We start from the raw sequence: 20,478 nt of genomic DNA on the forward strand, positions 1-20,478 counted from the left end.
CTACCAGGCCCCTGCGCCGAGAACCTCCAGCCCACTCACCTGATCGCGAACTCGATCCCCGCTGCTCCCGGCGCGACGCTCGACGAAGTATGCGGGGGGGCGACCTCGCCGTGGATACGGCCATGTGCCGCCGCTGTGTACTGCGCCGTGTGTCGCACCCGGCTCCCGTCTTGGGAGTCCGACGTCGCTCCAGCGCGGTCGCAGTACACCGCGCGCACAGGTGCCGTGAGTGTCTGCCGTTGGTCACCGCTGCTCGTGCCCGGACAACTCACTCGGCTGTTGAGGAAGGGACGCAGATGGTCCCGAGAAGCATGATGGCGCGCAATTGGCTCCGAGGCGAGAGCGCCCAGATCACGAAGCTCGCGAGCGCCGAGGGACGGGACGACTTCCGTCTGACTCAGAATCGCGCAGGTCTTGGCCGAGCTGGGCCACGCCCGCTCCACGGCGTGTGGGTCGACGGCGGACGGGATGGGAGCTGGGGGGAGTGATGGGTTGTTCCGGGTGGTCTGTGGCGGGAAGGAGGTCGCAGCACAGGTCTCATGGCTCTCAGTGGTGGTCACGCCACTGCTGGAGCGCTTGGAGGCCTTGACCGCAGGTCATCGACCGCCTACGACCGCTGCGGATCAGCGCCGGAGATCCCGTCCATGACCACGGCGCCGGTCCGGATCACGGGCCGGAAGGCGCTCAAGGGCATCGACGGGATCAACGCCGACGAGTGGACGCCCCGGGAGCTCCGGCACGGCTTCGTGTCCCTGCTGCCGGACCCAAAGTGATCTCGCTAGTCGGGCACTCCGGGACGGCCGATATGGGGAGCCGGTAGTCACGCAGACGAAGCAGGTCCCCAGGCTACTCACGTGAGTAGCCTGGGGACCTGGTGTTTCTCTGTCGGGGTGGCGGGATGCGAACCCACGACCTCTTCGTCCCGGATGAGGGTCGGCCGAGATCGACACCGGATGGTTTGGTGTTTCGCCTGGTCAGGGCGTTGGGGTGGGGCGGTCACGGGTGGTGTGGAAGGGACTCGGGGAGCGAGTCGGCTCCCAGATGGCTCCCAGAGCCCGACACGGAGGCGTCGACGTCCCTACGCCCGGCGTGACAGATCATCCACCAGAAGTTCGAGGGTCGCCTCCTCATGGAGCGCGACGCCGAGGGCGATCATGGCGTGGGCGAGATCCGGGTCCCAGTCCGCGTCGACCGGCTGGCCGTCGAGCGCCAGTTGAGGGATGCCCTCAGCCTGGCTGCGAGCGGCCAGATGCTCGTAATCCGCAGTGCCCATGCGCCACGGCCGGGCTTCGTAGCGGCGGATGACCCGATTGGCCAGAGCGATCCCCGGCCAGTCGAAGTCGCCGTGGTACGCGAAGTGGCAGCCCGTGGCGGCGAGGGCGTCCAGAAGCGTGAAGACCACCGTGGCGGCGCTGCCGGAGGTGCACACGAGGGGCTGGACGCACGCCGCGTCCGCCGCGGCTTCCACCACGCGCGGATTCTCACAGATGTGGATGAGCGTCGCGGCGGGGAATTGCAGCCGGAGGTCATGCAGGTCGCGTGGTGTGACGTGGACTTCGGCGTGATGGTCGGCCCGCTCCCGCAGAGCACGCTCCCGCCAGCCCTCGCCGTCGGGCCGCAGCCCGTAGGTCAGCACCGTGCTGGAGACTTCGTCCGGCGTGACGGACACCAGCCGCCACAGAGCGCGTCGGCCGGCCGCGTCGTTCGGGAACTCGGTGCCATGGGCGAGGGCGACCCCGCGTTGGACGAGGCGTGCGAGCCAGGTGCCGTCGTCCAGGCCGTGCGCGGAGCCGGTCGTCATGGCGGCGAGTTCTCCTCGGCCGCGTGTGCCGTTGCGTGCAGGTCCTTCGGGTCCGAGCAGAGCGGTGAGGACCTGGACCGCCTGCTGGAGTGTCCGTATAGCCGCTTCGGGCGTCACTCCTCTCGGAACACCGGCACGGCGCAGCAGGTCGTACCACTGCCGGGGCCACTCCTGGTCGGCGAGCGGGGAGGCGTCCAGTGACGAAGCAAGGGACGACCACACCTGCTCCCGCCGTGCCGCCACGTCCGCGCGGGCGGCACGGCGGTCGGTGAGTGGCGGGCCGATTTCCTCCAGGGTCTGTCTGAGGCCGAGTCCGGCGGCCGAAGCGCGGAGCCGTGCGTCGAGCAGGTCGAGCCGAATGGTCACGGCGGCACCTGTGAGGGGTTTGCCCAGCAGGAGAGACAGGTCGTTGCGTTCCTGGGCGTTCACTGCGGTCAGCCGGAGCGAACCCGTGGCCTGTACGCCGTTGCTCTCCAGGCGTTTACGTGCCCCCTGCCAGAGCCGGGTGAGTCCAGGGCCCGTCAGCCAGTCGCGCGTTGCGGCGGGCAGCCCGCTCATACGGACACCAGACGCCGGTGCAGACCGTTCCAGGTGTAGTGCAGGGTGGCCACCCCGCGTACGTGGGGATCACGGAGGCACTCGTAGATATGCAGGGACGGAACCTCGGGCCAGTTGCCCATGAGCCGCTCGCTGGTGAGGACGAAGTCGAGATCGAGGTCGACGAGGATACGGCCCAGTCGGCTATGGGTGGGTTCGTCGACCTTGGCGAAGGCGTCGTCCAGGAGAATCAGGCGTGGCGCGTGCGGTGCCGACTCGGCGAGGCTGGTGAAGTGGGCGGCAGCCGCGGCAAAGAGCACGAGGTAGGAGAGGACCCGTTGTTCGCCCTGGCTGAGACCGGTCCGGCCGGTCAGTTTCCGACGGCGGCCCGGAGCCGCGTCCTCGACCACGAAGGTGTGGAAGCGGAACCAGTCGCGGTAGTCCAGCGCGGTCCGCAGATGGGCGGCGTAACCGGCTGACGGGTCGGCACGGCGGGCGTCCTCGATCCGGCGTTGCAGCACCTCGCGCAGCTGCTCGGTCTCCTCGCGCGTCCTGAGGCTCGACGGACTGCGCAGCAGCTCGACGGCCGCACGCACATCCGCGTCCACATCCTCGTCCAGCTTCCACAGCAGCTCGACGCCGAGACCGTGGGAGGTGCGCACGGTCCGCAGGGTGTCGTTGAGAGCCGCGACCAGGTTCGCCGCGGTGATGACCTGTGCCGAGAGGTGGTCGCCGAGCTCACCGGTCAGGAACCGCTGGAACACTTCGCGTTCGCGCTCGGTGAGCCGCCCCCGGGCCTCCGCTGCCTGCACCGCGATCCGCTCGCCCACGGCTGCGACGTCATGGGACCCGTGGTCGTCGACCAGGCGGCACACCTTGATCCCGTCGCGCTCCTCCAGTTGCGCATCGAACCCGCCGGCCAGTTGGTCGCGCAGATCGGTGTGACGGTTGAGCAGGGTGCTGTCCGACACCTCGCCCTTCGGGCGGCCGAGGGCCTGCTCCACGGCTTCGGAGAGGGTCCTCAGCGCGCGCAGACGGCTGCGGACGTCCGCGCCGGGATCGTCCGACACGTACTCGGGCAGCGAGGACCGGTCGAGGCCGGCGCCGAACACCACCTCCGGTCGGCCGAGAGCACCGCGAAGAGCGCTGCCGGTGTCGATGACCGTCGTTTCCTGGTCCGCCAGGGTCCCGCGCAGGCGCTTCTCGTCCTCTTCCGCGCGCACGCGCAGGTCGTGGAGGTCGTCGCGGGCTCGTTGCGCCCCGGGCAGGGCGCGGACGGCGTTCGCGATGCGCTGCTTGGCCTCCCGCTCGCGGGAGAGGATCTCCTCCTCGGACGATCCGATGGCCTCCTCGCGGGTGCGCAGGTCCTGCTCAGCGCTGCGCAGCGCGGCGAGGTGGAGCCGGTAGCTCTCGTCCGCGGCCAGGCGATCCTCTCGGGCGCGTCCGTACCGGTCGGCATCGGCCTGGTTTGCGCTGAGCCGCTCGCCCGTACCGCGAACGGCCCTGCGCAGATGCCCGACACCACTGAGCAGGCCGGCCAGCGCGGTGCGCACACGGTCCACAGAGGCGGGGGCGCCGGGCAGGTCGTGGGCGGTGGCGGTGGCATCCGCCTGGGTCCGCGCCGATACCGCCAGGGCGCGGGCTTCCTCGGCCAGCCGCGCCGCCCGGGTCGCCTTGGCGGTCAGGTCGCGCAGCGTCCGCTCGGCTGATCCGGTCCTGCTCCATGCGTCCGCGAGATTCCGTGCCCGGGGAAAATCCCGTTCCGCGAGCGTGAGAGCCCGACGCATGGCATCGGCTACGGCGAGCTCCTCGCGGACATCGGCCAGCCGCTGCTGTGTCTGCGCGATCCGCTCCTCCAACTCGGCGAGGATGCGTCGCCGAGTCTCGGCGCGTACGGCGGCCCCCACGTACTCGGTGTCGCCCTTGTCGTGACGGCCACTGAGTACGCCCAGACGCCAACTGCCGTCGTGGAAAACCGCGTTGTGCGCGGAGGTCTCCTGCGCCGATGCGAGTGCGATGGTGGCCAGGAGACCCCCCACCCGCTCGGAGGTGACGCCGCAACCCGGTTCAGGGGCTGGGCGCAGGGCCGAGGCGAGAGTCGGCCCGTCGGACAGCGCGGGACCCGGCCGGAGAAGGGTGTCCCGGGTGCGCGGATCGAGCAGGACGCCGTCCGCACTCACCCACGCGTCCAGGATCCCGCTCGCCTCCAACGCCCCTTCAAGGCCCGCCCGTTCGGCCGGAGCCAGGTCGTCCGCGAAGTCCACGAGCCGGTAGAAAGGGGCTCCACTGCCCGGCGTCCTCGCGGCGGCGCGATGGTGCGGGGCGGGCGGCTCGGGGTCGGTACGGTGCTCCCAGCCCCGCTTCTGCTTCGCCAGATGGTCGAGTTCCACGCCGAGTCGGCTGACGCCGAGTGCCAGGGCGTCCCGGCGCCCGGTGAGTTCCTCGCCGTACGGTTCCAACGCGGCCTGAGCTGTCCGCCACGCCTGGCTGTCGATGTCGGGCGGCAGCGTGCGGTCCGCGAAGGGCGCGTCGGTGGAGGTCTCGTGGCCGACGGTGGCGTGGACGGCGTCCAGCGAGGGGCAGTCGGGACCCAGCGCAGTCCGCGTGCGGGCCGCCCACTCGGCGACTTGACGGGAGTAGGCGCTGCTCTCCTCGGCGACCTTCTCACGGCTGCCGTCGAGATGGCCGGCGGCGTCTTCCGCCTCGCCTTCAAGCCGTTCCCGCTCGGCATCGGCCTGAGTCGCCGCGGCCCGGGCCTCGTCCGCCCGTGAGATGAGGCGGGTCACCTCCTGAACCATCCGGGTCCGGTTTCTCACTACCGCCTCGGCGTCCTCCAACTGGTTCTGCCAGGACCGCAGCCCTTCCTGCGCCGTGACCGTGTCCACACGGGTCACCGATCGATGCCGTACGGTACGTGTCTCCCCGTCCGGAGTCGTCAGTTCGGTCTCGGTGGCCTGGGCGAGAACCGTGCGCGGCAGAGCCACCGCCTCGCCGAGATGGCCGGTGGGAAGCCCGCCCTTCTCCGCCTGCGTCAGCAGCTCCCGGTGTTCGGTTCCCAGCTCGGCCAGCCGGCTTCCGAGGTGTTCGACACCTTCGGCCAGCCGCTCCGCCGAGCCCTCCTCCGCGTCGTGGGCGTTGCGCAGGGTGGTGAACGCGGCCGCGGCGGCGGTGTGCAGCGCCTCCACCGTGCCGCGGCGCTCCGACAGTTCGCGCAGGCTGTGGTAGGCGTGACTGGCGTGCAGGGCGGCCAGGTCGGTCCGGGCGTCCTGTTCCTCCTCGCGCAGGGTCTCCAGTCGGCCCTCCGACTCCTCCTCCTGCGTCCTCAGGTCGCTCGTCCGCTGTGCGGCGTCTCCGGCCGCCCGGCGCCGCTGAGCGAGGACGCCCAGTTCGTGGCTCACCTTCTGGGCGGAGGTGCGCAGGACCCCGGCCAGGTAGCCGCGGTAACTGGTGAGGAACGTGCGCAAGGCCGCGTCGGTGCGTTCCAGGCGGCCGAGTTCGTCGCGTACGGCGTCGAGGTCGTGGAGGTTGCGCGCCACCTTCTCGACCACGTCCTCGTCGAGCCCCGGCAGGGTCTCGCTCAGCAGGGAGACCAGGCCGCCGTGTTCGATCCGGTCGCCGACCGTCGGGCGCCGCAGCCGGTGGAGGAGCTGGGTGAGGTTGCGGTAGCGCGTCGCATCGGTGATGCCGAACAGTTTCCGGGCCACGCGTGAGCGGTGCTCGACCGCACGGTCGGTCGTGTTGTCGGAGCCGACGATCTCCTTGAGCCGGTCGACCGGCAGCGGCTTACCGGCCTCGACCAGGTGCAGGTCCTCACCGATCCGCAGCGGGGTGACGAAGAACGTCGGCAGCGCCTTCTGCGTCGACTTCGAGGCGCGGATGGCGGCACCGAGCGTCAGGTGGCGGTGACCGCCGTCGTCGGCCGTGCCCCGGAACTCCACCCACAGATACCCGAGACGGTTGGTCTGTTCGAACCCGTCCAGCATCAGCCAGGCGAGCGTGGTGCGGCCGGTGCCGGTCGCGTCCAGTGCCCGTGAGTCGCCGTCCAGAAGATACGGGAGCAGCATCTCCAGGGCCTTGGACTTGCCCGCGCCGTTCTTGCCGCGCAGCAGCAGCCGTCCGTCGCCGAAGGAGAACTCCTGCTCGTCGTACTGCCAGACGTTCTGGATGCCCGCCCGGTGCAGCCGGAAGCGAGTGCCGCTGGTCGTTGCGGGCCCGGCGGTTGTCGCGGGGCCGGAACGCGGCAGCGGAACGAGGCCACGCGCGTCGGTGGTCATAGCGGCAACTCCTCTTGAACGTCCGTGCCTTTCCCGGCTGCGGTGGCCGGGCGCACCGTGACCTGGGTGGCGTAGCGGGCCGCTGCGGCCAGCAGCACCCAGCCGTCGCCGCCCGGCCGTGCGCCATGGACATCGGTCACCGTGCGTCCTTCCGACGCCTCTTCGACGTACCCCTCCGGCAGTCCTTCGCCCTCGGCGCGCAGCCGGTCCGCGCGGGCCATCAGCCGCATGCGGACCAGCAGGTCCAGTACGGCCTCTCGCAGGGAGGGAAGGTCCTCCAGGTAGCCGCGTTGCCAGTTGCTGCGCTGCCCATACTCGGTGATGAGCTCGGCGAGCACCTCGTCCACGAGGCCGTCCGGGACGGCCACCCCGATGACGAGCGTCCCGCCGGTCGCCGGATGCCCCGGTTCCTGCGGCCGAAGCCGTTCCACGAGCCGTTCCGCCAGCAGCAGCGCGGCCTGTGCGACGGTCCCGGTGCCCGGCAGGTGCAGATCCGTGAGCTCTTCCTCGGGGTCAACCAGCGCCACGCCCTCGGCACGGATCTCCATCTCCAGGCCCAGGAGTTCGGAGAAAGCCTGGGCTTCCCGGCGCTGCCGGGTGCGCAGCCAGTCACGCTCGGCGTCGGTCAGCTCGTCGAGGTGGACCACGGGTGTCTCGACGAGCATCCGGCGCACGTAGGTGCGTGGTCCGCCAAAGCCCGGGTCCGCTGCCCGCCGGACCAGGTCGGCGCCGTCCCGTGCCTGGGAGAGCGGGCCGGCGACGACCACGCGTGCCAGCTCCCGATCTATCGTGATCAGGGCTTCTCCGCCCGCCTCCTGCGCAAGCGCGGCCACATGGCCCTCGGTCTCGATGAGCACGCCCCAGTCGACGAGCTGGCGCAGAGCCGCGACCAGGGTCCGCTTCCCGGCCGCGCGGCCCGGTTCCTCCAGCTCGATCCCGGCGTCGGCTGCGGCAGACCTGATATCGGCGACCAGGTGTGACAGCAGCATCTGCGCGGGCGCGGTCACCAGAACGGACAGGGCCAGCGCGAGGCAGGCGTACGTGTGCGGGGTGAACGGGGTGCCGGTGGAGCGCTCCAGCCGATGACCCGAATTCGCCCCCAGCCCCGCCTTGAACAGCCGGGCGTAGGAGCTGTCGACCAGCAGGCGGTAGCCAAGTACCTGCTGGAACCGTTTGCCCAGCCAGTCGGCGTGCCTGCGGATCAGCGGGAAGAGATCGGCGTGGGGGCCGTCCGACGCGATCAGCGGGTGGGCGAGCAGCAACCGGGCGGCGGTGCGGCGCTCGGCTGCCAGGGCTACGTCGTGAGTCGAGGGGAGCGTCATGACACGCTCGCCTCCGCTTCGCCGTCGACCGCGGCGGAGGTGCGACCGATGTCCAGCTCCAGGTCGTCCAGCAGCAGGTCGCCGTCGGCCGAGTACAGCACCGTTCGCGTGCCCGCCGTCCGGCGCACGGTGAGGCGGATACCCAGTTCGGCATCTTCACTGCCGGCCGAGTCGAGGCCGAACCCCGCCGTCCTCTCCCCGTCCGTGCTGACGGGCCTGCTGAGCTGTGCGTTTCCGAGCGCTGTGGCCAGCAGCTCCAGGAGCAGGCCGAGCGCCGCTGACGTGAGGCGTACCTCGGCGAACCGGCCGGACGCGCTGCGCAGTTCGTCGGCTGCCGCTGTTCTGGCCGCTGCCCGCTGACGGGCTGCCTCCCTCAGCAGCTGCTTCTGCGCGGAGTGGTCCTCCACCGCTGAGGCCCGGCCCCGCTGCGCTCGGCTGCCTCTTTCGCGAAGGGCAACCGGTACCTCGACCACCGGACCGGTCCACCAGCTCGTGTAGGCGGGCACCACCTCGTCGGTGGCCGGAGGTATGCCCAGGTGGCGGGCGCCGTACAGCCCGAATGCGGCGACGGCGATGTCGTGTGCGTCCCTCGGCGCCGCTTCGTCGAACCAGCGGGCCAGCCGCAGCAGATCCTTGCGCCGGGACATCTCTCCGGTGGCCGACCGCAGCATCCGCTTGGCGTTGGCCAGCAGCGACTGCAACGCGCGCAGGGTGGCATCGCGTAGCTGGTCGACCTGGCTGCCCTGGCCTTCGGTGTTGCTGAACCAGCCGCGCAGGCCCTCCCAGTCCGCGAATTCGCGGCCCCGGCTGCGCTGGATCCGGACGTCTGGGCGGTTTTCGCCCTGTGCCTGCGCCTGCGCCTGCGTCGAGAGCCCGGTGAGCCCCTGGGCGTGGGAGTCCAGCCGGTCCAGCAGCGCCGGGATATGCGGCCACAGGGTGTCCAACGCCGCCGAGATCCGGGGCGCGCGGAACGCCACGTCGTCGGTGATCGCCTCGACGTAGTCCAGGAGCAGCTCCTTGAAGCCCTGGTACTCGGCGCCGTCCAGGTCGTAGCGGGACAGCACCTGGCCGAGGTAGGCGTAGAAGTCGCGTATGGAGTCCGCGAACTCGGTGAACTGCACGAACAGCGTGCTGATCCGCTCCAGTCCGTCCTGCGGCTCGACGCCGCCCGGCGCGGTGACGAGGTCGGCCAGCTCCCGTAGTCCGCGCTCGACCAGTGCCAGCAGTTCGTTGCTCACCTCGCGGGCGGCGTCGGCTTCGGCCAGGACTCCGTCGGCGTCCCGCTGAATACGTTCGCCCAGTTTCGACAGCTGGTAGCGCGAGCGGGATCGCTGGTACTCGCTGATGCTGGACGCGTTCACCGTGTGGCTGCTGCGGAGCAGGTTTCCCCACTGGACCAGCTGTTCCAGTCGGACCGTGAGGGTGTCGGCGTCGAGTCCTGCGGCGGACGTACCGGCCTGGCGCAGTTTCGCCATGATGTCCGGGACGGCGAGATCCGCCAGCAGCGTTCCGCAGAAGACCCGCATGATCGCGACGTGCTCCAGCCGCTCGGGCGCGCTGAGGTACGTGTACGCGTTCAGCCGCCGCCGCGCCTCCTCGTCGGCGTCCTGAGCTGCGCCGGATGCGGATGCCCCCATGCCCGTGAGGTTACGCGGCGCATACGGGCGCCGCCGATGGGTGGCCGAAAATGGCACGGACGTGTGCCAGCCTGTGGCGATTCCTGTGGCAGCGGCGTGTGCGGCATGGGCGATGGGGGCGGAAGACGGAAGGAGGCACGCGGTGTCGTACGAACCCAAACTCGCCGCGGCTCTTTCCGGTGGAAGCTCAGCAGGCCGACGTCGACGCCCTTCTTGAGGTTGCACGGCCGGTACCGGGTGTGAGGGGTTGCGGTACAGGAAATCGCGGTGAGAACGATCATGGTCGGCTAGTACAGCGTCCTGGGGGATCGCCGGGGTTGGGTGGCTGTCGGCGCTGGCTACGGTCCGGTTCTTCTTCCTCGACGATGACGACCGCGATCTGATCGCGCTGCGTCGTACGGACGCGCACCGGCTGGGCATGGCGGTGCAGATCTGTACGGTCCGCTACGTTGGCCGGTTTCTGGGCGAGGACCCGCTTGCGGTGCCGTGGGAGGTCGTGGAGTACCTGGCCGGGCAGCTCGGCATCGCGGACGCCTCGTGCGTGAAGCGGTACGCCGAGCGGCGCGGACGACGAAGACGAGGAGTGACGGGCGGCGCACCCGGAAACGGTCAGGGCCCCCGTGCCCCGGGGATGGGCTGAACCGTGATGGGCGCTGAGGCTCGTCACTGCCTCGGGGCAGGTGCCAGCTGGGCGAGGTGGCTGTCCAGCACCCGTACGGCCCAGCCGGTGTCCTCGCCCCGGTCCTGCCGGATGAGGTGCAGGGCCAGCCCGTCCACCAGCGCGTGCAGGCGTTGCGTCTCGGCCTCGACCTTTTGTGGTGCGGTACCCAGTGAGCGCACCACTTGTCCGCAGATGTCCTTGAGGGTCTGGTGGACCCTGCGGTGTGTCGCGAACAGCGCCTCGTCGGTCATCGCGGCCGTGCCGAGCGCCACGGCGATCTCCATCTCCAGGCGCCGCGTCTCGTCCAGGGGCAGCAGCTCCAACAGTGTCGACCGCGCCCATCCGCCACCGGGTCCGATGGCGGCGACCCGGCTTGCCAGGCGCTCCGCCACCAGCTCGTAGGCCCTGATCCGCAGGCTGTCTTGGGTGGGGAAGGTGTATCGCAGTGAGCTGGGCGGGAGTCCCGCCTCCGCGGCGACCTTGCGCACGGACAGTGCCGGGATGCCGTCGCGGACCAGCACTCTCCACGCGGCCTCCGCGACCAGGCGGCTGCGTTCATCTGTGTCGATCACCCGAGGCATGGCCCCATTTTGGCACGACTGTGCGAAAACGTGCTAGCGTTTATTTGGCACAGTCGTACGAAAAAGAGAGGAACGTCGTCATGGCGTGGACCGTCTTGATCGCCTCAGGGGTACTGGAGGCCGTCTGGGCCACCGCCCTGGGCATGTCACAGGGGTTCCGGCGCCCCGGGCCGACCCTCGTCTTCCTCGTCACCTCGACCCTGAGCATGGCGGGGCTGTCCTACGCAATGACCTCACTGCCCACCGGCAGCGCGTACGCAGTGTGGGTCGGCATCGGCACCGTCCTCACCGTCGCGGTCGCCGCTGTACGCGGGCAGGAGAAGCTGACGCCGCTGCGCGGGGTCCTGCTGGCCGGCCTGATCGGCTGCGTCATCGGCCTGAAGGCGGTGAGCTGAATGCCCTGGATCATCCTGTTCGCCAGCGCTGTCCTGGAAGCCGTCTGGGCCACCGCCCTCGGCGCCAGCAACGGCTTCACCGAGCTCGTCCCCAGCCTCGTCTTCCTCGTCACGTCCGTGCTCAGCATGATCTGCCTAGCCCACGCCGCAAAGCACATCCCGATCGGCATCGCCTACGCCGTGTGGACCGGCACCGGCGCCGCGCTCACCGTCGCCTGGTCCATGCTGAACGGCGGCGAGGCGGCGAGCGCGCTCAAGGTGCTGTTCCTGGCCGGCATCATCGGCTGCATCGCGGGCCTCAAGCTGTCCAAGGCAAGCACCGCAGAACACACTCCGGGCGCACAGCCCACCGGCGCCGGAATGCCGAAATAGACCTCGCACCCGGCGCGTGTCGCACTGTCGAAGACCCGCCCCGGCCGCCCCGGTCCGCCGCCCTGCCGTCAAACGATGGCGAACTCAAGCGGTCAACGCACCACCGCTGTTCAGAAGGTCAGCGTAGACCTCCTCCGGAGTGCGGTACCCGTGGGTCCTGCGGGGCCGGTGGTTGAGCTCGTGGGCGATGGCGTCCAGGTCGGCCTGGCTGAACGTGCGGAGGTCCGCTCCCTTAAGGGGACCTGCTCGAACAGCGGCAACTGCCGCCAGCCGGGATCCGGGCGCCAGGCCGGTGCGGGCGGCGGCTTGCGCGGGGCTCCCCGCTGTCCTCCGCGCCGAGGGCGTCGGCCTTCTGCGGTAGTGCATCCCGACGAAGAACAGCTGGTGGTGCCGGACTGCGGCGAGCCGATCCCGCACGTCCGTCTCGTCTGCCGGCTGGCCGGCGACGGCCTTCGCGCTGAGGCGGGCCTGGCACCAGCGCAGGCGTCGTTCCACTTCAGTGGCTGGATTCGGCGGCAGCTGGCGCATGTGGCCGCATCGTGACTGCGACCGAACATGTGGCAGGTGGGGCAGAGGCGGCCGCTGAAGTTTCCCCAGGCCAGGCAGCTCTCACAGGAGTCGGTGGGCTTGACGTAGCCCTTCGGGAACCGTGCCACCGACTCACTCCGGCGGCAGCGACCGGCCGCCCCGGCGCTTGGGGACCACCGCTCGTGCGGCGGTCCCCGCACCAACCGCGGCTCGCTCCGTCCCCTCCGCCTGCCCCGGGCGGCGGACCTTCTCCGGCTCGGGGATCAACAGGTCACCGATCTCGCAGCCGAGGACCACGCAGATGACGTCCAGGTCCTCCAGCTTGAGCGAGACCGGCTGTCCGGACCACAGCCCGGACATCTTCCCCGCCGGGATCACCAACCCGTGCTCGGACAGGCTTCGTTGGAGCTCCCCCGCGGTGGCGGCTGGACCTGGACAGATGCAGCGATGCGGCCGGAGTATCCGCCGAGGTCGACGTGGGGGTACTCGTGGGAGCCGTCCGGGAGCCGTTCCCCGAAGTCGGCTCCCAAAACGGGGCCGCACAACAAATCAGGCCCGGCGCTGATCTCTCAGCACCGGGCCTGACCTGGTGTTTCTCTGTCGGGGTGGCGGGATTTGAACCCACGACCTCTTCGTCCCGAACGAAGCGCGCTGCCAAGCTGCGCTACACCCCGATCGTCGCTGCTGTCGCGGCGACGACGTTTACTTTAGCCCACTGGTGGCTAGAGACGAAATCCGGTTTTCGAGCGGCGGCGGACCGGGTTCGGGCGGGTGTGGTCCAGGGCCACGACGAGGACGGCCAGGGCGTAGAAGGCGAGGCCGAGGAGGAGGGCGTTGGCGAGGACGCTCTTGTAGCCGTGCCGGGCGACGTCGAGGAAGGGGTAGAGGTAGCGGGCCGGGGAGCCGGGGAGGAGTTCGCCCCGGGTCAGGGTGAAGGCCAGGTAGGCCAGGGGGTACAGCATCCAGGTCGCGGCCTGGCGGAGGTGGGTGCGGGCCGGCGGGGTGAGGAGGAGCCAGTCCAGTACCGCGGCGAGCGGGAGCACCGTGTGCAGGGTGTGGTCGGCGAGGGTCGCCGGCCACGAGGCGTCGGTGATGCCGGTGGTGCCGCTCGTCAGCGGCAAGCGTGGGAGCACGTGGTGGACCAGGGCCGCCGTGACGACGTACAGCAGGGTCGCTCCCGTGACGCTGCCCGGCAGGGGGTGACGGGCGCTCCAGGCGCGGCGGGCCGACGCGAACATGACCAGGGCCAGCAGGACCGTGCACTGGACCGCGAAGTGGCTCAGCACGCGGGCCGGACTGCCGAGGAGCGCTTCGACCAGCACCGCGCCCGTCGCCAGCAGTGCCAGGACCAGTCGGTACGCCGCTGCCAGCGGGCGGTGTACCGGCGGTACGACGGCTCTGGCGGGGGCGGAGGAGGACAGCAGTGCGGGCGTCATACCCGGAACGGCGGGCAGATCCGGGAGGTCCCTGGGTATCGGGGCGGTCATGCACCCCAGCGTGCGGGGACGGCCCGTGCGGGGCGACGCGGGTGGGCTGAATGGGTCATGCCCGTCCTCTCGCCCCGCTGCGTGCTCAGTCCCGGCCCACCAAGGTCATCAGCGTGGCCTCCGGGGGGCAGGCGAAGCGGATCGGGGTGTAGCGGTTCGTGCCGCAGCCGGCCGAGACGTGGAGGTAGGACGTGCGGCCCTGCGAGGTGTGCGTCGACAGGCCCTTCACGCGGTCCGTGTCCAGGTCGCAGTTGGTGACCAGGGCGCCGTAGAAGGGGATGCAGAGCTGTCCGCCGTGGGTGTGGCCGGCCAGGACCAGGGGGTAGCCGTCGGCGGTGAAGGAGTCCAGGACGCGCAGGTAGGGGGCGTGGACGACGCCCATGGAGAAGTCCGCGGCGTCCGAGGGGCCGCCCGACACCTCGGCGTAGCGGTCGCGCTTGATGTGCGGGTCGTCCAGGCCGGTCAGCTCGATGGACGTGCCCTCGATCTTCAGTGTGCCCCTGGTGTTGGTCAGGTTCAGCCAGCCCGCCGCGTCGAAGCCGTCCCGCAGGTCCTCCCACGGGTTGTGGATCACGTCGACCGCCGGGGGGTTGCCGTTCAGGCCGTGGCGGCCCTGGGCCTTCTCGAACAGGTAGCGGGCCGGGTTGCGCAGCTTGGGGCCGTAGTAGTCGTTGGAGCCGAAGACGTAAGCGCCCGGGAACTCCATCAGGGGGCCGAGTGCGTCCAGGACCTCCGGTACGCCCTCCGGGTCGGACAGGTTGTCACCCGTGTTGATCACGAAGTCGGGGCGCAGGCCCGCAAGCGAGCGCAGCCAGCGCTGTTTCTTGCGCTGGCCGCTCACCAGGTGGATGTCGGAGACCTGCAGCACGCGCAGGGGGCGCATTCCGGAGGGCAGGACGGGGATCGTCACCCGCCGCAGGCGGAAGGAGCGGGCCTCGAAGCCCGCCGCGTACAGCAGTCCGGCGGCACCGGCCGCCGTGATTCCCAGGGGGATTCCGTATCGCGCGCGCATGCGTCCATCGTGTCAGACCCGGAGAGGGCGCAGTGCTCCGAGGGCATCCGGTGGATCACTCCCAACGTCCCTTGCCGCGCCGGGCCTTAAATCAGCAGGCGTGCGTGCTTCGGTACCTGCGACAATCAAGCCATGACCACGCTCAAGTCGAAGCTGCAGGACGACCTCAACTCCGCGATCAAGGAGCGCGACGAGCTCCGCTCCTCGACGCTCCGGCTGACGCTCGCCGCGATCACCAAGGAAGAGGTCGCGGGCAAGGAGAAGCGTGAGCTCTCCGACGACGAGGTGCAGAAGGTGATCACCCGCGAGGCGAAGAAGCGCCGCGAGGCGGCGGACGCCTTCGCGCAGGGTGGCCGCCCCGAGCAGGCCGAGCGGGAGAAGGCGGAGGGCGAGGTGCTCGCCGCGTACCTGCCCAAGCAGCTGTCCGACGACGAGCTGAACGCGATCGTCGCCCAGGCGGTGGAGGAGGCCAAGGCGGCCGGCGCCGAGGGTCCGCGGGCCATGGGTGCCGTGATGAAGATCGTGAACCCGAAGGTGGCCGGGCAGGCGGAGGGCGGCCGGGTCGCGGCGGCGGTGAAGAAGCTGCTGGCGGGCTGATTTCGGCCCGGTGGGCATCACGTAGTCGCGACATCGCACATCGCACATCGCACATCGCACATCGCATATCGCGCATAGCGCCGCGCAAGGCCACCGCGCACGAGGCGGCAGCGCACCTCGCGCTCGCGACCTCGCCACCACGACGGCGAACGGCCCCTCCTTCCCCGTACAGGTCGTACGAGGAAGGAGGGGCCGTATCCGTGCTGTCGCGGGACGGGCCGGGCGGACGGGCCGGACGGACCGTCAGTGCCGCCCGCCGGGACCGTTGCCGTGGCCCTGGATGAAGCCCTCCGGGATGGAGAAGGTCGGGTCCGGCTCGGTGCCGCCCCCGCCGTTGCCGTTGCCGCCGCCCAGGCCGCCGATGAGGCCGCCGTCGCCGTTGTCGCCGTCGTCGTCACCGCCGCCGTCGTCACCGCCGCCGTCTCCGCCGTCGCCGCGGTCACGGTTGGCGTCGGGGATGTTGACGAGGTTGAAGGACGGGGAATCCTTGCCCGACAGGGCGCCGGTCATGGCGTCGCGCCAGATGGGTCCCGGGACCGCGCCGCCGAAGACGAGCGAGTGGTAGGTACCGCCGATCGTGATGTTCTTCATCTCGACCTTCTGCGTGGCGCTGCCCACCCAGACGGCGCCCGACATGTTCGGCGTGTAGCCGACGAACCAGGCGTTCCTGCGCTCGTCCGTCGTACCCGTCTTGCCGGCGTTGTCGCGGTCGCTGAGTCCGGCCTCCTGACCCGTACCCGAGTCGACCACACCTTGCAGGAGGGTGTTCACCGTGTCCGCGGTCTTCTCGCTCATCGCGCGCGAGCACGTCGACTTCGGCACCTCGAGCGACTTCTGCTTGTTGGCGATCTTCTGCGTGATCGACTCGATGGCGACCGGCGTGCAGTACATGCCCCGGGAGGCGAAAGCGGCGTACGCGCTCGCCATCGTCAGGGGCGACAGGCCGGTGGAACCGAGGGTCATCGAGGAGGGGACCTGGGGGATCTTCTTCCCGTTGCCCTGGACGGCGCCGAGCTTGTCGGTCATGTTCACCACGGGACACATGCCGATGTCCTCGATCATCTGCACGAAGTAGGTGTTGACCGACTTGGCCATGGCGTCCTTGAGCGCGTACGGGCCCACCTCGGACTCGTTCTCGTTCGTGAGCTTGTAGTTCGCGTCGTTCACCCAGGGCCGCTCACAGCCGCGTACGGACTGCGGGTAGGGCATCTCGTACGGGGCGGAGTAGGACTGCGTGGGCGGCCTGCCCTCCTCCAGCGCGGCGGCGGCCACGAACGGCTTGAACGTCGAACCGGTCGGGAAGCCGAAGTTGGAGCCGCCCATGGCGGCGTCGACCGAGTAGTTGATCTCCGTCTCGTCCTTGCCGTAGCCGTACGGCTTCGACTGGCCCATCGCGACGATCTTGCCGGTGCCGGGCTCGACCAGCGTGCTCGCCGCGGCGACCGGGTCCGACTGGTAGACGTGGTTCTTCAGCGACTCCTGCACCGACTCCTGCGCCTGCGGGTCGAGCGTCGTACGGATGGTCAGGCCGCCCTGGTTCCAGATCTTCGCCCGGGCCTCCTTGGTCTTGCCGAAGACCGGGTCGCTCAGGAACACCTCGCGCACGTAGTCGCAGAAGAAGCTCGCGTCGTTGACCGCCGTGATGCAGCCGTTCTCCGGCTTGCTGACGTTCAGGCCCAGCGGTGTCCGCGCCGCCTTGGCGGCCTGCTCCCGGGAGATGTCGCCGACCTCGGCCATCCGCTGGATGACGGTGTTGCGCCGCTTCGTCGCCTCCGCCTCGTCGTTGACCGGGTCGTAGCGGCTCGGTGACTGGACGAGGCCGGCGAGGAGGGCGGACTCCTGGAGGTCGAGGTCCTTGGCGGGCTTGGAGAAGTACCGCTGGGCAGCGGCCTCGATGCCGTAGGCCTGCTGGCCGAAGAAGGTGATGTTCAGGTAGTTCTCGAGGATCTTCTTCTTGCCCAGCTCCTCCTCGACCTGGATCGCGTACTTCAGTTCGCGGATCTTGCGGCCGATGGTCTGCTGGGTGGCCTGCGCGACCTTCGTCGGGTCGTCGCCCGCCTCCTCGACGAAGACGTTCTTCACGTACTGCTGCGTGAGGGTGGAGGCGCCCTCGGACACCCCTCCGCTGCGCGCGTTGTTGTTGAGGGCGCGCAGTACGCCCTTCAGGTCGACCGCGCCGTGCTCGTAGAAGCGCGAGTCCTCGATCGCGACGATCGCCTTCTGCATGTACGGCGAGATGTCCTTGAGGTCGACCACCGTACGGTCACGCGAATAGACGGTGGCGATCTGGCCGCCGTCGGCGTCGAGGATGGTGGTGCGCTGGCTCAGTGGCGGGGTCTTCAGGTTGGCCGGGAGCTCGTCGAAGCTCTCGACCGACCCCTTGGCCGCCAGCCCCAGCGCGCCTACGGCGGGCAGCGCGATGCCGGCCATGACGGCCCCTGCGAGGACACTGACACCGAGGAACTTGGCGGCCTGCTGCGTTGACGACAGACCACCGCCCGAGCGCTTCTTTGGCATGGGAGCAGCCTAATCCGTAGTTATGAGCGTTCCGCAGACGCAGGGGCTTCTCGGAGCGTTCGAGTACCAGACCGTGACATCCAGGTGCAGCCGGGCCGTGGAGGCCTCACGTAGATCGGTGCGCGGTCTGGTGCGAGTGGTAGTGGCGGTTACGTGGGCGTCGGACGGATGCCTCACGACCGCCGAGCCTCGACGCCTAGCTGTAGACCGTGCGTCGTCCGGCGCTCGCGTGACCGCCACCATCTTCGTCGGCGCCGGACGGATTCCTGAAGCCAGCCTGGCCCATGAGGCCTCGGCTGAGACCTGGTGCCGTCCGGCGTCCGGCGACCCCCTTCGCCTTGATTACTCGTTGGCTTTGGTGGTGCGAGCCCATCGCACGGTGACCTCTTGATACGCCCGAGCCGTCTGAGCTCCCGTATAGACCGAGGCCCGTGGGGGTGCGCTGGTGCCACGAACGGCTAGTGAGGTGGCGGCCCGGCGCAAGGTGTTCGCGATCAACCCGATGGCCGCCGCCCGATATCGCGACCGGCACAGCGTCTCCCGCAAGAAGTCCGACCCCGGCGACGCGCTGGTCCTCGCGAACATCCTCCGCACCGATATGCACGCCCACCGGTCCCTGCCTGACGACAGCGACCTCGGCCGCGCGATCACCGTTCTCGCCCGTGCCCAGCAGGACTCGCTCTGGAACCGCCAGCAGCTCGCCAACCAGCTCCGTTCCCTGCTGCGCGAGTACTACCCCGCCGCCCTGGCCGCCTTCGCCACCTGGACCAACGGCCTGTGCCGGCCCGAGGCCCGCGAGCTCCTCAAGACCGCCCCGACCCCGGCCCGGGCCGCGCGGCTGACCCGCACCCAGATCCAGGCCGCGCTCAAGCGCTCCGGCCGCCAGCGCGGCATCGAGGCCGAGGCTGACCGCCTCCGCGAGGTATTCCGGGACGAGTGGGCCCACCAACCGCTGCTGGTCGAGGACGGGCTCGGCAAGCAGATGCTCGCCCTCCTCATCCAGTTGGACGCGGCCTGCACCGCGGCCGACCAGCTCGCTGAGGCTGTGGAAGAGGCCTTCCCGCAGCACCCGGACGCCGAGATCCTGCTGAGCTTCCCCGGCCTAGGCATCCAGCTCGCCGCCCGCGTCCTGGCCGAGATTGGCGACGACCGGACCCGCTTTGCCGATGCCCGCGGACTGAAGGCCTACGCCGGCTCCTCGCCCATCACCCGAGCGTCCGGCAAAAAGTCCGCCATCACCAGACGGTGGGTGAAGAACGACCGGCTCAACCACGCCGGCTACCTCTGGGCCTTCGCCTCCCTGCGGGCATCTGTCGGTGCCAACTCCCACTACCGACGCCGACGCGAGCAAGGTGACTGGCACGCGGCCGCCCAGCGCAACCTCTTCAACCGCATGATCGGACAGCTCTACCACTGCCTCCAGAAGCGGGAACTCTACGACGAGCAAGCCGCCTTCCCGGCCGAAGTTCGCGGCCGCCGCCTGACTCGATCACGGCCTGCCATCCTGGCTACCTCACGGATGGGGGAGACATGACCGAGTCGATCGACGGGTGGATCTGGAGCCGCAACCTGCGGCCCTTCTTGGAGTTGTTGTCGCGCTTCGCCGGATACGAGTTCGATGACACCGACTGGCGCACCGTCGAAGCCGCAGTCCACGACACCGCCGACGAGAACACTGACCTCTGGTACGCGCATCCCCTGGTCGGCGTGAATGCCACGCTGGAGGTGAGTCTTGCCCGAGCCGTCGGCGGCGAAGAGATGTCCGTCCGCGTCGCGGGAGCGGAGGCCCCTGAACTCAGGCTGCGGACCGACACCCTGCTGTCTGCCTTTGCTGCCGGCTGACCGCATCCAGAGCGGTCAGCTTGACGGCATGACAACGTGAGGTGTCTACGTTCTCATTTGCCGGACAAGCGTATATGCCTTGGCCTAAGCTGCTCACAACTGTCACAGCAGTGCGGCCACGTATCAATACGTCCGGCGACCCCGAATCGTTCCGGATCCTCTCGACAACTTCTCGATCTTCTTGTTCGAGTCGCGTCGCGGGGTGTTGAGTCCGTGTCCGATACGCCTCGTGTGTCATGCGGTGCGCGTGGTGACGCAACGGAACTGACCTGAAATGCCGGGATTGTCGCGCATGCCGTCCCCTCACTCCCCCGGGTGATCTGCCGCTTACCCATAGTCCGTTCGGACCATTCAAGATTGGGCCCGCTGGGGGTGTTGCGCTGTGCCCACCTTCCGTAACGTCCTCAACTGGCGGCGGTGAATATGCCGCTGCCGCCGTGGGGGAGCCTCGATTCGGGAGAGGACGGCGCCGGTATGGGCTGGGTTACCGACTGGAGTGCGCAGGCTGCCTGCCGCACTACCGATCCGGATGAACTGTTCGTTCAGGGAGCAGCGCAGAACAGGGCCAAGGCGGTGTGCACCGGGTGCCCGGTACGCACCGAGTGCCTGGCCGACGCGCTCGACAACCGCGTCGAGTTCGGTGTGTGGGGAGGCATGACGGAGCGTGAGCGCCGCGCACTGCTGCGCCGGCGGCCGACCGTGACGTCCTGGCGCAGGCTGCTGGAGACCGCGCGCTCGGAGTACGAGCGCGGGACGGGTGTCGTGCCCCTCGACGACGACGAGGTGTATGAGAACTACGCCGCGGTGAGCTGAGGGCCCCCAGGGATTCCTGCCCCGCCGGACTCTCCTGTACGCCAAGCCTTGGGGGCGTCGCGCCCTGTGCGCGCCGTGCTGTGCACACGACGGGTGTGTTCA

Annotated in this window: 14 protein-coding genes, 1 tRNA gene and 4 pseudogenes; 8 read left to right on the forward strand and 11 right to left on the reverse strand. The window is 69.8% G+C overall.

All coding sequences use genetic code 11. The annotated features are described in order from the left end of the window. Positions 1-644: 644 nt before the first annotated feature. Positions 645-802: pseudogene (locus tag IE178_RS13925) on the forward strand (site-specific integrase); the annotation flags it as partial. Positions 803-1,078: 276 nt separating this feature from the next. Here IE178_RS13925 and IE178_RS13930 read toward each other — a convergent pair. From IE178_RS13930 to IE178_RS13945, 4 genes are read right to left on the reverse strand one after another with little or no spacing between them, the layout of a single operon-like run. Then, the gene (locus IE178_RS13930; protein ID WP_193512465.1) at positions 1,079-2,359 is read right to left on the reverse strand and encodes a TIGR02679 family protein; all 1,281 of its coding nucleotides are present in this window, start codon (positions 2,357-2,359) and stop codon (positions 1,079-1,081) included. Continuing rightward, positions 2,356-6,612: a TIGR02680 family protein gene (locus tag IE178_RS13935; protein WP_193512466.1), complete on the reverse strand. Its 4,257-nt coding sequence runs from the start codon at positions 6,610-6,612 to the stop codon at positions 2,356-2,358. The genes IE178_RS13930 and IE178_RS13935 overlap by 4 nt, the downstream gene beginning before the upstream one ends. After that, a complete protein-coding gene (locus IE178_RS13940; protein WP_193512467.1) occupies positions 6,609-7,934 on the reverse strand; it encodes a TIGR02678 family protein in 1,326 nt (441 codons plus the stop codon). The genes IE178_RS13935 and IE178_RS13940 overlap by 4 nt, the downstream gene beginning before the upstream one ends. Continuing rightward, a complete protein-coding gene (locus IE178_RS13945) occupies positions 7,931-9,571 on the reverse strand; it encodes a TIGR02677 family protein (RefSeq protein ID WP_193512468.1) in 1,641 nt (546 codons plus the stop codon). Before IE178_RS13945 ends, IE178_RS13940 begins: the two co-directional genes overlap by 4 nt. 346 nt (positions 9,572-9,917) lie before the next feature. Here IE178_RS13945 and IE178_RS13950 point away from each other — a divergent pair. Further along, a pseudogene (locus IE178_RS13950) lies at positions 9,918-10,211 on the forward strand (DUF4158 domain-containing protein); the annotation flags it as partial. A gap of 23 nt (positions 10,212-10,234) precedes the next feature. Here IE178_RS13950 and IE178_RS13955 read toward each other — a convergent pair. After that, complete coding sequence (locus IE178_RS13955) at positions 10,235-10,813, reverse strand: TetR/AcrR family transcriptional regulator (protein WP_193512469.1); 579 nt, start codon at positions 10,811-10,813, stop codon at positions 10,235-10,237. An 80-nt stretch (positions 10,814-10,893) separates the two neighbouring features. Between IE178_RS13955 and IE178_RS13960 the strand changes: the two genes are divergently transcribed. Together IE178_RS13960 and IE178_RS13965 are read left to right on the forward strand one after the other, a co-directional pair. Beyond that, complete coding sequence (locus IE178_RS13960) at positions 10,894-11,208, forward strand: DMT family transporter (protein ID WP_184764976.1); 315 nt, start codon at positions 10,894-10,896, stop codon at positions 11,206-11,208. Then, on the forward strand, positions 11,209-11,580 hold the full coding sequence (locus tag IE178_RS13965) for a DMT family transporter (protein WP_184764977.1): 372 nt from the start codon (positions 11,209-11,211) through the stop codon (positions 11,578-11,580). An 84-nt stretch (positions 11,581-11,664) separates the two neighbouring features. Here the strand turns inward: IE178_RS13965 and IE178_RS35925 are convergent. The 5 genes and pseudogenes from IE178_RS35925 to IE178_RS13985 form a co-directional block, all read right to left on the reverse strand. Continuing rightward, positions 11,665-11,814 (reverse strand): annotated as a pseudogene (locus IE178_RS35925) (IS30 family transposase); the annotation flags it as partial. Between the two features lie 426 nt (positions 11,815-12,240). Then, positions 12,241-12,570 (reverse strand): helix-turn-helix domain-containing protein, encoded by a 330-nt coding sequence (locus IE178_RS13970; protein WP_193512499.1) that lies wholly within the window; start codon positions 12,568-12,570, stop codon positions 12,241-12,243. A gap of 138 nt (positions 12,571-12,708) precedes the next feature. Continuing rightward, positions 12,709-12,782, reverse strand: a tRNA-Pro gene (locus IE178_RS13975). Between the two features lie 48 nt (positions 12,783-12,830). Further along, positions 12,831-13,595, reverse strand: a complete 765-nt coding sequence (locus IE178_RS13980) for a Pr6Pr family membrane protein (RefSeq protein ID WP_193512470.1) — start codon at positions 13,593-13,595, stop codon at positions 12,831-12,833. An 85-nt stretch (positions 13,596-13,680) separates the two neighbouring features. Further along, complete coding sequence (locus IE178_RS13985) at positions 13,681-14,607, reverse strand: metallophosphoesterase (protein ID WP_193512471.1); 927 nt, start codon at positions 14,605-14,607, stop codon at positions 13,681-13,683. Positions 14,608-14,739: 132 nt separating this feature from the next. Here IE178_RS13985 and IE178_RS13990 point away from each other — a divergent pair, with 132 nt between their 5' ends. Continuing rightward, the gene (locus IE178_RS13990; protein WP_193512472.1) at positions 14,740-15,204 is read left to right on the forward strand and encodes a GatB/YqeY domain-containing protein; all 465 of its coding nucleotides are present in this window, start codon (positions 14,740-14,742) and stop codon (positions 15,202-15,204) included. A gap of 243 nt (positions 15,205-15,447) precedes the next feature. On the opposite strand, the gene IE178_RS13995 is transcribed toward IE178_RS13990, so the two are convergent. Beyond that, entirely contained in the window at positions 15,448-17,721 is a 2,274-nt protein-coding gene (locus IE178_RS13995) for a transglycosylase domain-containing protein (protein ID WP_193512473.1), read from the reverse strand. A gap of 478 nt (positions 17,722-18,199) precedes the next feature. Here IE178_RS13995 and IE178_RS14000 point away from each other — a divergent pair. The 3 genes and pseudogenes from IE178_RS14000 to wblA all read left to right on the forward strand — a co-directional run. Beyond that, positions 18,200-19,255 (forward strand): annotated as a pseudogene (locus tag IE178_RS14000) (IS110 family transposase); the annotation flags it as partial. After that, a complete protein-coding gene (locus tag IE178_RS14005) occupies positions 19,252-19,563 on the forward strand; it encodes a hypothetical protein (protein ID WP_193512474.1) in 312 nt (103 codons plus the stop codon). The pseudogene IE178_RS14000 and the gene IE178_RS14005, both read left to right, overlap by 4 nt. 474 nt (positions 19,564-20,037) lie before the next feature. Then, complete coding sequence (gene wblA, locus IE178_RS14010; protein WP_031115994.1) at positions 20,038-20,376, forward strand: transcriptional regulator WblA; 339 nt, start codon at positions 20,038-20,040, stop codon at positions 20,374-20,376. Positions 20,377-20,478: the final 102 nt, after the last annotated feature.

It is taken from the genome of Streptomyces griseoloalbus (assembly GCA_014650015.1).
Taxonomy (GTDB): Bacteria; Actinomycetota; Actinomycetes; order Streptomycetales; family Streptomycetaceae; genus Streptomyces; species Streptomyces griseoloalbus.